This window comes from Kribbella sindirgiensis (genome assembly GCF_004331435.1).
Taxonomy (GTDB): domain Bacteria; phylum Actinomycetota; class Actinomycetes; order Propionibacteriales; family Kribbellaceae; genus Kribbella; species Kribbella sindirgiensis.
In genome coordinates, this window is sequence record NZ_SJKA01000007.1 from 488,592 (window position 1) to 501,558 (window position 12,967).

The 12,967-nt window shown below is 69.4% G+C and carries 15 protein-coding genes; 12 read left to right on the top strand and 3 right to left on the bottom strand.

Going from position 1 to position 12,967, the window contains the following annotated elements:
* Positions 1-8 precede the first annotated feature (8 nt).
* The 7 genes from coaD to smc all read left to right on the top strand — a co-directional run bounded on the left by coaD (position 9) and on the right by smc (position 7,176).
* A complete protein-coding gene (gene coaD, locus E0H50_RS22875) occupies positions 9-479 on the top strand; it encodes a pantetheine-phosphate adenylyltransferase (RefSeq protein ID WP_131291808.1) in 471 nt (156 codons plus the stop codon).
* 128 nt (positions 480-607) lie between these two features.
* Positions 608-1,123, top strand: a complete 516-nt coding sequence (locus E0H50_RS22880) for a YceD family protein (protein ID WP_165547255.1) — start codon at positions 608-610, stop codon at positions 1,121-1,123.
* 91 nt (positions 1,124-1,214) lie between these two features.
* Complete coding sequence (gene rpmF, locus E0H50_RS22885) at positions 1,215-1,406, top strand: 50S ribosomal protein L32 (RefSeq protein ID WP_130387616.1); 192 nt, start codon at positions 1,215-1,217, stop codon at positions 1,404-1,406.
* A 15-nt stretch (positions 1,407-1,421) separates the two neighbouring features.
* Positions 1,422-2,153: a ribonuclease III gene (gene rnc, locus E0H50_RS22890; RefSeq protein WP_131291812.1), complete on the top strand. Its 732-nt coding sequence runs from the start codon at positions 1,422-1,424 to the stop codon at positions 2,151-2,153.
* Positions 2,154-3,008, top strand: a complete 855-nt coding sequence (gene mutM / locus E0H50_RS22895; protein ID WP_131291814.1) for a bifunctional DNA-formamidopyrimidine glycosylase/DNA-(apurinic or apyrimidinic site) lyase — start codon at positions 2,154-2,156, stop codon at positions 3,006-3,008.
* Between the two features lie 188 nt (positions 3,009-3,196).
* The gene (locus E0H50_RS22900; RefSeq protein WP_238151152.1) at positions 3,197-3,352 is read left to right on the top strand and encodes a hypothetical protein; all 156 of its coding nucleotides are present in this window, start codon (positions 3,197-3,199) and stop codon (positions 3,350-3,352) included.
* A gap of 266 nt (positions 3,353-3,618) precedes the next feature.
* Entirely contained in the window at positions 3,619-7,176 is a 3,558-nt protein-coding gene (smc, locus tag E0H50_RS22905) for a chromosome segregation protein SMC (protein WP_165547261.1), read from the top strand.
* A 334-nt stretch (positions 7,177-7,510) separates the two neighbouring features.
* Here the strand turns inward: smc and E0H50_RS22910 are convergent, their stop codons facing one another.
* On the bottom strand, positions 7,511-7,834 hold the full coding sequence (locus tag E0H50_RS22910) for a nuclear transport factor 2 family protein (RefSeq protein WP_131291816.1): 324 nt from the start codon (positions 7,832-7,834) through the stop codon (positions 7,511-7,513).
* An 87-nt stretch (positions 7,835-7,921) separates the two neighbouring features.
* On the opposite strand from E0H50_RS22910, the gene E0H50_RS22915 reads away from it, so the two are divergent.
* The 5 genes from E0H50_RS22915 to E0H50_RS22935 all read left to right on the top strand — a co-directional run bounded on the left by E0H50_RS22915 (position 7,922) and on the right by E0H50_RS22935 (position 11,559).
* On the top strand, positions 7,922-8,461 hold the full coding sequence (locus E0H50_RS22915; RefSeq protein ID WP_202868278.1) for a COG4315 family predicted lipoprotein: 540 nt from the start codon (positions 7,922-7,924) through the stop codon (positions 8,459-8,461).
* A gap of 55 nt (positions 8,462-8,516) precedes the next feature.
* On the top strand, positions 8,517-9,050 hold the full coding sequence (locus E0H50_RS22920) for a sigma-70 family RNA polymerase sigma factor (protein ID WP_272948515.1): 534 nt from the start codon (positions 8,517-8,519) through the stop codon (positions 9,048-9,050).
* Complete coding sequence (locus tag E0H50_RS22925) at positions 9,043-9,720, top strand: anti-sigma factor family protein (RefSeq protein ID WP_131291820.1); 678 nt, start codon at positions 9,043-9,045, stop codon at positions 9,718-9,720. The genes E0H50_RS22920 and E0H50_RS22925 overlap by 8 nt, the downstream gene beginning before the upstream one ends.
* Before the next feature lie 41 nt (positions 9,721-9,761).
* On the top strand, positions 9,762-10,853 hold the full coding sequence (locus tag E0H50_RS22930; RefSeq protein WP_131291822.1) for a threonine aldolase family protein: 1,092 nt from the start codon (positions 9,762-9,764) through the stop codon (positions 10,851-10,853).
* A 148-nt stretch (positions 10,854-11,001) separates the two neighbouring features.
* Positions 11,002-11,559, top strand: a complete 558-nt coding sequence (locus tag E0H50_RS22935) for a dihydrofolate reductase family protein (RefSeq protein ID WP_131291824.1) — start codon at positions 11,002-11,004, stop codon at positions 11,557-11,559.
* A 49-nt stretch (positions 11,560-11,608) separates the two neighbouring features.
* On the opposite strand, the gene E0H50_RS22940 is transcribed toward E0H50_RS22935, so the two are convergent.
* Positions 11,609-12,514, bottom strand: coding sequence for a M56 family metallopeptidase (locus tag E0H50_RS22940; RefSeq protein WP_131291827.1), 906 nt, complete (start codon positions 12,512-12,514; stop codon positions 11,609-11,611).
* Positions 12,511-12,903 (bottom strand): BlaI/MecI/CopY family transcriptional regulator, encoded by a 393-nt coding sequence (locus tag E0H50_RS22945; protein ID WP_131291829.1) that lies wholly within the window; start codon positions 12,901-12,903, stop codon positions 12,511-12,513. The genes E0H50_RS22940 and E0H50_RS22945 overlap by 4 nt, the downstream gene beginning before the upstream one ends.
* Positions 12,904-12,967: the final 64 nt, after the last annotated feature.

Below are 12,967 nucleotides of genomic sequence, written 5' to 3' on the forward strand. Positions count from 1 at the left end.
GCTGGCCAATGATCAGAGCTGTTTTTCCAGGGACCTTCGACCCGCCAACGGTCGGGCACCTCGACGTCATCACGAGGGCGGCTGCCGCCTTCGACGAGCTGATCGTCGCGACCGGGGTGAACCAGTCGAAGAACCGGCTGTTCGGGCCGCAGGAGCGGATCGAGATGCTCACCGAGCTGGTCGAGCCGTTCCCGAACGTCCGGATCGGCTCCTTCGAAGGGCTCGTGGTCGACTACTGCCGGGCCGAGGGCGCCGAGGTGATGGTCAAGGGCCTGCGGTCGGCTGCCGACTACGACTACGAACTGCAGATGGCGCAGCTGAACCGGCGGATGACCGGCGTCGACACGTTCTTCCTGCCGACCGCGCCGGAACACGCGTTCATCTCGTCCAGCTGGGTCAAGGAGATCGCCCGCCTCGGCGGCGACGTCAGCACGTTCGTGACCCCGGCCGTTCACGCACGGTTACTGAACACGCTGTGACCGTCCCCGGATTGGGCGCAGCGCCGGGGAGTTGGTAGTGTAGATCACCGGTCTCGACGAGACCGAGTTCTTGCCTGCCCACGCCTGAAAGGGATGTTCTGAGCGTCTTGGACCCGCGGTCCCCACTCGTGATCGATACCCACGAGCTGACCCGCCGCGCAGGGTCCCAACGCGAAGTCACCTTCTCGAGCCCGGCGCCGGCGGATCTCGGAATCGACGTGATCGGCGTCCCCGAAGGCGATCCGATCCAGTTCGATCTACGGCTGGAATCGGTGGTCGAAGGGGTGCTCGTCACCGGAACGGCCCGCGGCCGTCTGGTCGGGGAGTGCGCGCGGTGCCTGGTCGATATCGAGGACGAGTTCCTCGCTGACGTCCAGGAGCTGTACGTCTACCCGGAGAGCGAAGCCGAGCCGGACGAGGCCAGCCGGATGGAGGGCGATCTGATCGACCTCGAGCCGGTGCTGAGGGACCAGGTGGTGCTCGCGCTGCCGTTCCAGCCGTTGTGTACGGACGACTGTCCGGGTCTGTGCCCCGAGTGCGGGGTACGCCTGGCGGACGAGCCCGGCCACAAGCACGAGGACGGGACCGACCCACGCTGGGCCGCCCTCGGAAACCTGCTCCAGCAGGACCAGCAGGACAACTGAACAGCTCCACCACGCACCATCGAAGTACCGAAATCGTCAGACTGAGCCGGCCGGGTCCACCAGCCCCCGGCCGAACCGAGGAGTCATAACCGTGGCCGTTCCGAAGCGGAAGATGTCGCGCAGCAACACCCGGAGCCGCCGGGCGCAGTGGAAGACGACTGCCCCGTCGCTGGTGACCTGCGTGAACCCCGCCTGCCGCGCGAAGCACCTGCAGCACACCGTCTGCCCGAACTGCGGCCAGTACGGCGCCAAGGGCGAGCGCCGCCAGGTCGTCGAGAGCTAAACGGCCACCTTCACAGTGAACTCTGCCAACGAAACGGGGCTCTACGCCGAGCTGAACCAGCGGCTCGGCGTATCGCTGGCTGACGAACTGCTGGAGCACGCCTTCACCCACCGCTCGTACGCGTACGAGAACGGCGGGCTGCCGACGAACGAGCGACTGGAGTTCCTCGGGGACTCCGTGCTCGGCGTCATCGTCACGGAGTCGTTGTTCCGGAACCACCCGGACCTGTCCGAGGGCCGACTGGCCAAGCTACGGGCCGCGGTGGTCAACATGCGTGCGCTCGCGGGTGTCGCCCGCGAGCTCAAGCTGGGCAAGTACCTGCGGCTCGGCCGCGGGGAAGAGGCCACCGGCGGCCGGGACAAGTCGTCGATCCTTGCCGACTGTGTCGAGGCGCTGATCGGCGCCGTGTACCTGGACCGCGGCTTCGAGGTCGCGGGCGGGGTCGTGCACCGGCTGTTCGACGACCTGATGGAGTCCTCGGCCCGGCTCGGCGCCGGCCTGGACTGGAAGACGTCGCTGCAGGAGCTGGTCGCCCAGCTCGGCGTCGGCGTCCCCGAGTACGTGATCGCGGAGTCCGGACCGGACCACGCGAAGACGTTCGAGGCGCGGGTCCGGATCGGTTCCGACACCTACGGCCACGGCATCGGCCGGAGCAAGAAGGAAGCCGAGCAGCAGGCCGCCGAGACCGCCTGGAAGGCCCTGCGCGCCGCGCATCCCGACAGCACGGACCCCTCGCAGCAGCCCTGAGTGCCCGAGCTTCCCGAAGTAGAAGTCGTACGGCGGGGCCTGGTGGAGTTCCTCACCGGGCGCACCGTCGAGAGCGTCGAGGTCCTGCACCCCCGCCCGGTACGGCGACACGCCGCCGGGCCGGAGGACTTCGTCTCGCGGCTCAAGGGCCAGGTTTTCGCGGAGCCGGCCCGGCGCGGGAAGTACCTGTGGCTGCCCCTGACGTCCGGTGACGCGGTATTGACCCACCTCGGGATGAGCGGTCAGTTCCGGGTCCAGCCGGTCGGCGCGCCCGACGAACCGCATCTCCGGGTCCGGTTCCGGTTCGCCGACGACGGCGGAGAGGTCCGTTTTGTGGACCAGCGGATGTTCGGTGGTCTGTCGTACTCCGAGGGCGGTGCCGAACTGCCCGCCGAGATCGCCCACATCGCCCGCGACCCGTTCGATCCTCTGTTCGATCCGGAGTGGGCGACGGCGAAGATCCGCCGCCGCCGGACCGGGCTCAAACGAGCGCTGCTGGACCAGACCGCGATCAGCGGAATCGGCAACATCTACGCCGACGAAGCGTTGTGGCGAGCCAAGCTGCACTACGCCCGGGCGACAGAAACGATGAAACCCTTACAAATAAAGGGCATTCTCGAGCAGGCGCAGGCCGTGATGGCCGAGGCGCTGACCGTTGGCGGTACCAGCTTCGACGCCCTGTACGTCAACGTGAACGGGGAATCCGGGTACTTCGAACGCGGCCTGAACGTCTACGGGCAGGAGGGATCGCCCTGCCCGCGGGACGGCCGGCCGATCCGTCGCGAGCCGTTCATGAACCGTTCGTCGTACCGGTGCCCGAAATGTCAGCCGGTCCCGCGCCAGGTCCGCTGGTGAGCGAGGTATCGTTAATAACCGTGGCCCAGGTTGACCCGTCGCCCTCGCCGGTGTCACCCTGAAAGACGGCACACATTTTCGGCGCTCCCTGATGACCCCGATACGGAGCGCGACCGGCCAGAACCCTTCCGGAGGACAGCACAATGGCCAAGGCTCTTCTAGGGCATCTTGGAGGCACTGACCCGCGCATGCTCGAGCAGGTTCGTCTGCTCAACCGGCGCGTCGCAGATCTGGAGGCGCACGTGATGCGGCTCCAGGCGGAGAACGACCATCTGGTGGCCCAGATCCACGAGGGTCGGCTGCTCACGGTCGACGAGGCCCTGCGCACTCCCGCTTCGGTCTGAAGCACCCAGAGATTCATCTCGACCGTCCGCACTAGCTGCAGAACGGCGGTGGCCCCCGTCCGGGCCTCCGCCGGTTGTAGATTCACCTGATGTTGTGCACCCATCTTCGCCGGCCATCTCTCAACGGCCTGGCCTCCGCTGGATTCCGCGGATCTCTTTGTAGACTGCGAAGCGGAACACCTTCCCCCGGGTAGCGGCAGCGCGACGTACAGCTACGGCGGTTCCTTCGGTACCGTCTGTCCTTTCACGGGTTGGAGAGCTTCGCCTTGTACCTGAAGAGCATGACGCTCCGGGGCTTCAAGTCGTTCGCGTCCGCGACGACGATGAACTTCGAACCAGGCATCACCTGCATCGTCGGGCCGAACGGCTCCGGCAAGTCCAACGTCGTGGACGCGCTGGCCTGGGTGATGGGTGAGCAGGGCGCCAAGTCGCTGCGCGGCGGCAAGATGGAGGACGTCATCTTCGCCGGCACCTCCGGCCGCGCCCCGCTGGGCCGCGCCGAGGTGGTGCTCACCATCGACAACACCGACGGCGCGCTGCCGATCGAGTACGCCGAGGTGACCATCAGCCGGACGATGTTCCGCAACGGCGGGTCCGACTACCAGATCAACGGCCAGAACTGCCGCCTGCTGGACGTCCAGGAGCTGCTCAGCGACTCCGGGATCGGCCGCGAGATGCACGTCATCGTCGGCCAGGGCCAGCTGGACTCGATCCTGCGCGCCACGCCGGAAGGCCGCCGCGGGTTCGTCGAGGAAGCCGCCGGCGTCCTGAAGCACCGCAAGCGCAAGGAAAAGGCGATCCGGAAGCTGGAGGCCACCGAGGGCAACCTGCACCGGCTCGGGGACCTGATCCAGGAGATCCGCCGTCAGTTGAAGCCGCTCGGGCGCCAGGCGGAGGTGGCGCGCCGGGCGGTGACGATCCAGGCGGAGGTCCGGGACGGCCGCGCCCGGCTGCTCGCCGACGACATCGTCCAGGCGCAGTCCGCGCTCGAGGCGGAGCTGCGGGACGAGGCCGCGCTCACGCAGCGGCGGACCGAGACCGAGGCGAAGCTGCACGAGGCCCGCGAGCTGGAGGCCGAGCTGGAGGAGGCGCTCCGCGAGGACGCGCCGGCACTGCAGGCCGCTCAGGACACCTGGTACCAGCTGTCCGGCTTCGGCGAGAAGATCAAAGGTACGGCGCGGATCGCGGCGGACCGGATCCGGTCGCTGAACGACGAGGCCGAGGACGGGCCGCGCTCCGGTCGTGACCCCGAGGAACTTGAGCTGGAAGCCGCCCGGGTCCGTGAGACCGAGGCGCAGATCGAGGCCGAGGTCGAGGCGCACTCCGAGCTGCTCGCCGAGTCCGTCGAGCGCCGCCAGCAGCTGGAGGCCCAGGAGGCCGAGGAGGAGCGCCGGATCTCCGCGCTGATCCGGGCGGCCGCGGACCGCCGCGAAGGACTGGCCCGGCTGACCGGTCAGGTGAACGCGCTGAAGAGTCGCGCGGCCGCCGCCGAGTCCGAGATCGGCCGGCTCGCCAACAACCGGCGCGAGGCCGAGCAGCGGGCCGCGAAGGCGCAGCACGACTTCACCGCACTGGAGACCCAGGTCGCCGGGCTGGACGCCGGCGAGAAGGGCCTCGACGACCAGTACGAGGCCGCCCAGGCGGTTCTCGACGAGCTGGACGAGCGGCTGGCGAAGCTGCGGGCCGAGGAGCGCGACGCCGAGCGTGAGCGCACCGGTCTGGCCGCCCGCAAGGAGGCGCTCGAGCTCGGTCTGAACCGCAAGGACGGGGCCGGTGCGCTGCTGGCCGCGTCGGAGCAGGTCAACGGGCTGATGGGCTCGGTCGCCGCTCTGCTGAGTGTGCGGTCCGGGTACGAGACCGCGATCGCCGCGGCGCTCGGCGAGGCCGCGGACGCCGTCGCCGTCACGCACACCGACGCGGCGCTGCACGCCGTCGGTCACCTCAAGGAGCACGACCTCGGCCGCGCCGGGATGCTCCTCGGCGACGCCCCGGCCGACGACTACGCACTGTGGCCGGCGCTACCGTACGGAGCGTCGTACGCCGTGGATGTCGTGGAGTGCCCGGAGACGCTGCGGCCCGCCCTGCGGCGGCTGCTGCGCAAGGTCGCGGTCGTCGACGACGTGGCCGCGGCCCGGTCCCTGCTGCGGAACCTGCCCGACGTCACGTGTACGACGCGCGTCGGCGACGTACTCGGAGCGCATTTCGCGTACGGCGGGTCCGACGCGGCGCCGAGCCTGATCGAGGTGCAGTCCGCGGTCGACGAGGCGGCGGAGAAGCTGACCGAGGCGACGGCGCGGAGCGAGCGGCTGCGGTTCGAGCTGCAAGGCCTGGAGGACGAGCGGACCCGCCAGAAGGAGTCCGTCGAGATCACGCTGGCCCGGCTGCACGAGTCGGACGCGTCGATGGCGGCGGTCGCGGAGCAGCTCGGGCACTTCGGGTCGCTGGCGAAGGCGTCCCGCGGTGAGGCCGAGCGGATGGCCGAGGCGATCGCCGCGGCCGAGGAGGAGCGGGACCGGAACCTGTCCGGCCTGGCCGAGCTCGAAGCGCGGCTGACGGACGCCGAGGCGTTCGACGAGGAAGGCGACGAGCCCGACACGTCGCAGCGCGACCGGCTGGCCGAGGAGGCCAAGGCGGGGCGTGCGGCCGAGATGGAGGCGCGGCTGGCGCTGCGGACCACCGAGGAGCGGGCCCGGGCGCTGTCCGGTCGCGCGGACTCGCTGGAGCGCGCGGCCCGGCAGGAGCGCGAGGCGCGGGCCCGGTCGATCGCGCGGGCGGCACGCCGGGCGCGGCAGGCCGAGGCCGCGAACGCCGTACACCTGGCTGCTGGCCACGTGCTGGCGCGGCTGGAGTCGTCGCTGCAGCTGGCCGCGTCCGAGCGGGCGGCCATCCAGGCGCAGCGGGCCGACCGGGAGCAGGCGCTCGCGCAGGCACGCTCTGCGTCGCGGAACCTGAGCTCCGAGCTCGAGCAGCTCACGAACACCGTGCACCGGGACGCGCTGGCGCGGGCCGAGCAGAAGATGCGGCTGGAGGCGCTGTACGAGAAGGCGCTGGGTGAGATCGGTATCGAGGTGGATGCGCTGGTCACGGAGTACGGACCGGACCAGCTGGTGCCGCCGGTGCCTACCGGTGACGACACGCTGGAGCTCGAGGGAGAGCCGTTCAACCGGACCAAGGTCGAGAAGCGGCTCAAGCAGGCCGAGCGTGCTTTGAACCAGCTCGGCAAGATCAACCCGCTCGCGCTCGAGGAGTTCGAGGCGATGGAGGAGCGGCACCGGTTCCTCTCCGAGCAGCTCGAGGACCTGAAGAAGTCCCGGCGGGACCTGATGGACATCGTCAAGGAGGTCGACGAGCGGGTCGAGCAGGTCTTCACCGAGGCGTACCGGGATGTCGAGCTCGCGTTCGAGCACGTCTTCAGCCGGCTGTTCCCGGGCGGCGAGGGCCGGCTCGTGCTGACCGACCCCGACGACATGCTCGGCACCGGGATCGACGTCGAGGCCCGGCCGCCGGGCAAGAAGGTCAAGCGGCTGTCGCTGCTGTCCGGTGGTGAGCGTTCGCTGGTCGCGGTCGCGTTCCTGGTCGCCCTGTTCAAGGCGCGCCCGTCGCCGTTCTACATCCTCGACGAGGTCGAGGCCGCGCTGGACGACACCAACCTCGGCCGCCTCCTGGAGATCTACGAGGAACTCCGCGAGAACAGCCAGCTCCTGGTCATCACCCACCAGAAACGCACCATGGAGGTCGCCGACGCCCTCTACGGCGTCACGATGCGCGGCGACGGCGTCTCCGCCGTCATCTCCCAACGCATCCGCGAACCCGAACCGGTTTAACGTCCCGCTCCTGTACCTCGCGGCACATGCCCAGGACGGCACGCACGCCGCCACGTACACCCCGGCCACCCGCGCCTGCTGCTCGCTGCTCGCTGAGCCCGTCCGTCGCACCCCCTCCCCAAACTGGTTTGGGGAGGATCGTCCCCCAGATTCGGGGGGCGCGGCTCCCCCAACGCGGGCGCGGAGCCTCCCCGAACTGGTTTGGGGAGGTTTTCGACGCGGACTGGGGAGCGGTGCTGCCCGATTGTGGGGGGAGGGCTCCCCACAACGCTGGCACGCGCAGAGCGAGCGGGTCGTCGAGCCGTTCAGGACTGCTCGCGGGTGGGCCAGGGGCTCAGGCGGTGATGGTCATGGAGGTCAGGGCGTCGCCTTGCACGTCGAAGGTGAAGTGGGACGGGCCGTTGAAGCCTTCGCCGCCGACCTGGGTGAGGATCGTCAGCGGGTTGCCGGGGGCGGTGACCTGGGTGTCGGTGAACGTGGCGCGTTTGCCGATCAGTTCGTTGTCGCTCCAGGAGCGGATCCGGTCGTGGCCGCGGAACTCGCGGCCCCAGTCGTTCACGTAGCCGTCCGCGGCGAACGCCGCCACGAACGCGTCGTTGTCCACGGCGTCGATCGCGTCGAGCGCGCGCTGGACCGCTGCGGGGATCTCATGGCTCATGCCGACGACAATAGCGCTGCGCTGTGAACCGGTCGGTGGATCCGTACGTATGGCGGGTGACGTTCGGACCCGACCGAGGAGCCTGTGATGAAGTCTGTCGTGAAGCGTGTGATGAGTGGGTTGGCCGTTGGGGTGCTGGGGCTGTCCGGCCTGACCGCATGCGGCAGCGACGACTCGCCGGCAGCCTCCGCGCCGAGCAGTTCGTCGAGCAGTTCGTCGAGCAGTTCGTCGGGCGCGGCCGCCGTGAAGCTGGCGACCGCGACGGTCGGCGACTACGGCAAGATCATTGTCGACGGCAACGGACGGACCGTGTACGTGTTCGACAAGGACACCTCCGGTACGTCGAACTGCTCGGGCGACTGCCTCGCCAAGTGGCCGGTGGTGCCGGCTGGTGACGGCACGCCGCAACTGGAGGGCATCGACGCGTCCCTGGTCAGCACCGTGACCCGCGCGGACGGCAGCAAGCAGTTGGCCGTCAAGGGGCTGCCGCTGTACCTGTTCGCTACTGACAGCGCGGCCGGCGAGGCCAAGGGGCAGGCGGTCGGCGGTGTCTGGTGGGTCGTCGGTGCGGACGGTCAGAAGATCACCACCAAGCCGGGTGGTTCCGGCAATGGCTACGGTTACTGATCTGACCGGTGCCGCCGTGGTGTGGGCGCCCGCTGATCCCGGTATCGTGCGGTCGGTGGCTGACAACCCAGGGCCGCACGACGCCGAGACCCTGATCCGTGCGCTGTACGCCGAGCACGGCCGCAGCCTGCTCGCGTATGCGACCCGCCTGACCGGAGACCGTGCCGCGGCCGAGGACGTCGTACAGGAGACGCTGCTACGGGCCTGGAAGCACGCGGACGACCTCACCAGCGGCAGAGGGTCGGTGCGGGGCTGGCTGCTGACGGTGGCGCGCAACCTGGTCACCGACCGGGCCCGTGCTCGTGCGGTGCGCCCGACCGAGGTGGCGGACGTCGTGGACAGGCCGCCGGTCACAGGGGACCACTCCGAGTCCGTGGTCAACACCATGGTCGTGATGGACGCGCTGGACAAGGTGTCGCCCGAGCACCGCGAAGTACTCGTGCAGCTGTACTACCGCGGCCGGTCCGTGGCGGAGGCTGCCAAAGAGCTGGGTGTTCCACCCGGTACCGTGAAATCGCGTTCGTACTACGCCCTCCGAGCTCTGCGCGCGGTGATGGCAGGGAAAGCAGCGGAGGTGTCCCATGAGTGAGCACGACCGTACGGAGCTGGGCGCCTACGCCCTCGGTGCTCTGGAGCCGGCAGAGGTAGCGGCCGTCGACGAGCACCTGGCCACCTGTGCGGAGTGCCGCGCGGAGCTGGCCGAGCTGACCGAGATGAAGGAGTTCCTGGGAGAGGTTCCACCGGAGGCGTTCCTCGAGGGACCGCCTGAGGGTGGCGACCTGTTGTTGCAGCGCACGCTGCGGGAGGTTCGCGAGCCCCAGGTGGAGGTCCCGCCGAAGCGGCGCTCCCGCTGGTTGCTGATCGCGGCCGCGTTCGTCGTGGTGGCTGGTGCGCTCGGCGGAGGAGTCGTACTCGGCCGGTCGACCGCACCGGATCCCGACCAGCCTGTCGCCGGTTCCAAGCAGGTCACGACTACCGACACGACCACTGGCGCCTCCATGGCCGCCACGGTGGAGCCACGGGCCGGCTGGAGCTGGGTGCGAGTAAACGTGAGTGGTCTGAAGGCCGGCGACCAGTGCGAGATGGTCATCACCGACAAGTCCGGCGCCCGCTGGGTAGCGGGCAGTTGGCTGGTGTCGGAGAAGGCTGCGAAGGGCGGGAGCGCGTTCGGCGGCGGTGTGCTGGTTCCGCCCGATCAGGTGCGTTCGGTGGAGATCAGGACCGTGCAGGGAAAGCACGTGGTGACGGCGACAATCTAGGCACGATCTAACGCCGTTGCGGGGCACGAGAGGATGGAGGTGTGGCTACTACCTCCGAGGACCTGCGAGAGCGCCGGAAGAACGCGGCGGACAACTGTGAGCGCTGGCTGTCCCAGCGGCGGGTGCCGGCAGCCGACCGGCTGCGGCAGCTTGCAGACGTCGCCACAGACGATCTCGTCGATGTCTACGGCAACGGTGGCGAGGTAGCAGCGCTGGAGCAGGAGGTGGCCGAGCTGCTGGGCAAGCCGGCCGCGGTGTTCCTGCCGACCGGCATCTTGGCTCAGCAGGGCGTGTTGCGCGTGTACGCCGACCGCGCGGGCACCGGCCGGGTGGCGGTCCATGGGCTCGCCCACCTGCTGGTACACGAGCTGAACGCGCTGGAAGAGGTGCACCATCTGCGGATCGAGCGGCTGACGTCAGAGCCGCGTCAGCCGCGACCGGACGAGTTGGCCGCGATCCCGGGCAAGCTGGCTGCGGTGACGTTGGAGCTGCCGCTGCGCGATGCGGGGTTCGTACTGCCGACGTGGGACGAGCTGGTCGTGTTCTCCGAGTCCTGCGCGGAGCGCGGCGTACCGCTGCACCTGGACGGTGCGCGGCTGTGGGAGAGCACGCCGTACCTGGGGCACAGCCTCGCTGAGATCGCAGCGCTGGCGTCGACCGTGTACGTGTCGTTCTACAAGGTGCTGGGTGGCATCAGCGGTGCAGCGCTCGCCGGGCCCGAGGACGTCATCGCAGAGGTACGGCGGTGGCAGCGGCGTCTCGGTGGCAACCTGTACTCGCTCTTCCCGTACGCCGTGTCCGCGCGCCACGGACTCCGCACGGTCCTGCCGCTGATGGACGACCTGCACCAGCGGGCCGTGGAGGTCGCAACGGCCTTGCAGGGCGAAGGTTTCCGCGTCTTCCCGGAGCCGCCGCACACCAACTCGTTCCGGGTCTACGCGCCGCGCGCCGCCGAGTCGATCGAGTACGCCGCCGTCGAACGGATGGAGCGGACGCACGAGGCGCTGTGCGGTCCGTGGCAGCCTGCCGACGTACCCGGGTGGTCGTGGGTCGAGCTGGTGATGACACCGACTTCGCTGGAGTGGCAGGTCGACGAGATCGCCAAGGCGTTCGGGGAACTTTTGCGGCGCTGAGTACGTCAGGCAGTGTGTTGGGTGTGGGGATCCGGGGAGAGAAGTGCTGACATTCGTCGTCACCATGGTGGTTCTGCTGGTTCTGTCGGGGCTCGTGCTCCTGGCTGTGGCACGGGGTGAGGGAAAACATTTCGGGTAGCCTCGCTGGATGAGGCGGCTGATCTTCCAGGAGTACGTGACCCTCGACGGGTACGCGGCGGGGCCGGACGGTGGGCTGGAGTTCTTCGACGCCATCGGCTCGCATCCCGACACCGACAACCTCGAACTGCTCGAGAGTGTCGACACGATGCTGCTGGGCGCCGAGACCTACCGGTTGTTCGCGGGGTTCTGGCCGACCGAGGCGTCGGCCGGCGAGCCGATCGCCGAGAAGCTCAACGCACTGCGCCTGGTCGTGGTGTCGACCAAGCTGGGCAGCGCGCCCTGGGGTCCGTACGAGCCTGGTCTGGTGGTCCGGGACCTGGACGCGGTGCGTGCGCTGAAGGCGGAGCAGACCGGCAAGGACATCATCCTGTGGGGCAGCATCACGCTGTTCCAGTCGTTGCTGCGGGCCGGGCTGGTCGACGAGGTGCAGCTGCGGATCTGCCCGGTGCTGCTCGGGGTGGGCAAGAGCGCCTTCCCGTCCGGCGGTTCGCCCGTGGGCCTGGAGCTGATCGAGGCGCGTCCGTGGGGTGCGGGCGGCGTACTGGTGCGGTACCGGCCGGCTTAGAGGGTGTCTTGGAGCTCTGCGCCTACTGCGCGGAGCTCCAAGACACCCTCTAACTGACCGCGTCGACGATCGCCTTGACGATCGGTGCGGCGATGGTGATTGTCGGCAGGATCAGGAGCGCGGCCGCGGCAGCGTACGTGATTGCTGACAGCGTGGACTCGTTGGCCGCCGGGCCGGCCAGGCGCTGCACTCTCAGGACGGTGGCGGACTTCGCTGCGGCCAGGGCGGCCTCTGGTGCGGGTGCGCCGGCGAGCGCGACCAGGGCGCGCGCCAGCGGACGTGGACCGTTGCGGCGGCGGGCGTCGTCGTCGGCGAGCAACTCGACCAGTGTGCGTGCTTGCTCCAGTGCAACGTCGCTGCGTACCCAGCGTGGGAAGGCGTGGTGCAGCGCGGTGAACTCCTCCAGTACCAGGTCGTGCCGAGCCCGCAGGTGCGCCTGCTCGTGGGCGAGGACAGCCTTCAGCTCACTGTCGTCCAGCCGGTCCAGCGCGCCAACGGACACGACAACCCGCGCTCCACGCAGAGCCGGCAGGCAGTACGCCAGCGGCGTCTCCTCCGCCAGCACTCGCAGCCCTGGGATCAGCCCGTCCGGTGTGGCCAGTACGTCGACCAGATCGCGGTGCCGTTTGCGCCGTGCCCGAGTACCTACCGCTACTCGTCCGATCGCCCACAGCAGTCGCACTACGACCAGTGCGACCATCGCGAGGATCGCCGCCGCCACCAGGTCCCGTACCGACGACGGATCGAACCGTGGTTCACCAGGGCGACCCGCGATCGAGTAGGACAACGCGATACCGGCACCTAGCGCAGCCAGTACGGCGGCCAGTGCGATCGCCTGCCAGAGGATGACCGCGGCGCGGGGAACCCGATAGGGCCAGTCGGAACGAGCCAGCAGCGCCGGTGCCGGGCCGGTGAGTACCAGCGCCAGTACGGCCAGCAGGACCGGGGTGGTCACCCCGTCTGCTCCTGGTCGTCCAGCTTGGACAGGGCCTCGCGGAGCAGCGCCGCTTCCTCGTCGGAGACCTGACCGACGAAACGGACCAGGGCCTCGCGGCGGTCGCCCGCGCGGTCGAGTGCGTCCCGCATCAGGTCGGCGGCCAACTCCTCGCGCGGCGCGGCGGCGCGGTAACGCCAGGCCTTGCCGTCCCGCTCGCGTTCGGTCAGCTTCTTCTTCGCCAGCCGGTCCAGAACGGTCATGACGGTGGTGTAGGCGAGCTCACGCGTGCCTGCCAGCTGCTCGTGCACCTCGCGCACGGTCAGCGCAGCCGGGGACGCCCAGAGCTGCTCCATCACCAGGCGTTCCAGATCGCCCAGAGGGCGTGGACCCTTCTCCTCACTCGCCACGTGACCAGTATAACTACACGTCGTAGTAGATCCGCGCTAGCATCTACTACGACACGTCGTAGAT

What these genes read in the sequence shown, in the direction of transcription:
- coaD (WP_131291808.1), top strand. Translation starts at nt 9, where the DNA reads ATGATCAGAGCTGTTTTTCCAGGGACCTTCGACCCGCCAACGGTCGGG.
- E0H50_RS22900 (WP_238151152.1), top strand. Translation starts at nt 3,197, where the DNA reads ATGCTCGAGCAGGTTCGTCTGCTCAACCGGCGCGTCGCAGATCTGGAG.
- E0H50_RS22910 (WP_131291816.1), bottom strand. Translation starts at nt 7,834, where the DNA reads ATGAGCCATGAGATCCCCGCAGCGGTCCAGCGCGCGCTCGACGCGATC.
- E0H50_RS22915 (WP_202868278.1), top strand. Translation starts at nt 7,922, where the DNA reads ATGAAGTCTGTCGTGAAGCGTGTGATGAGTGGGTTGGCCGTTGGGGTG.
- E0H50_RS22925 (WP_131291820.1), top strand. Translation starts at nt 9,043, where the DNA reads ATGAGTGAGCACGACCGTACGGAGCTGGGCGCCTACGCCCTCGGTGCT.
- E0H50_RS22935 (WP_131291824.1), top strand. Translation starts at nt 11,002, where the DNA reads ATGAGGCGGCTGATCTTCCAGGAGTACGTGACCCTCGACGGGTACGCG.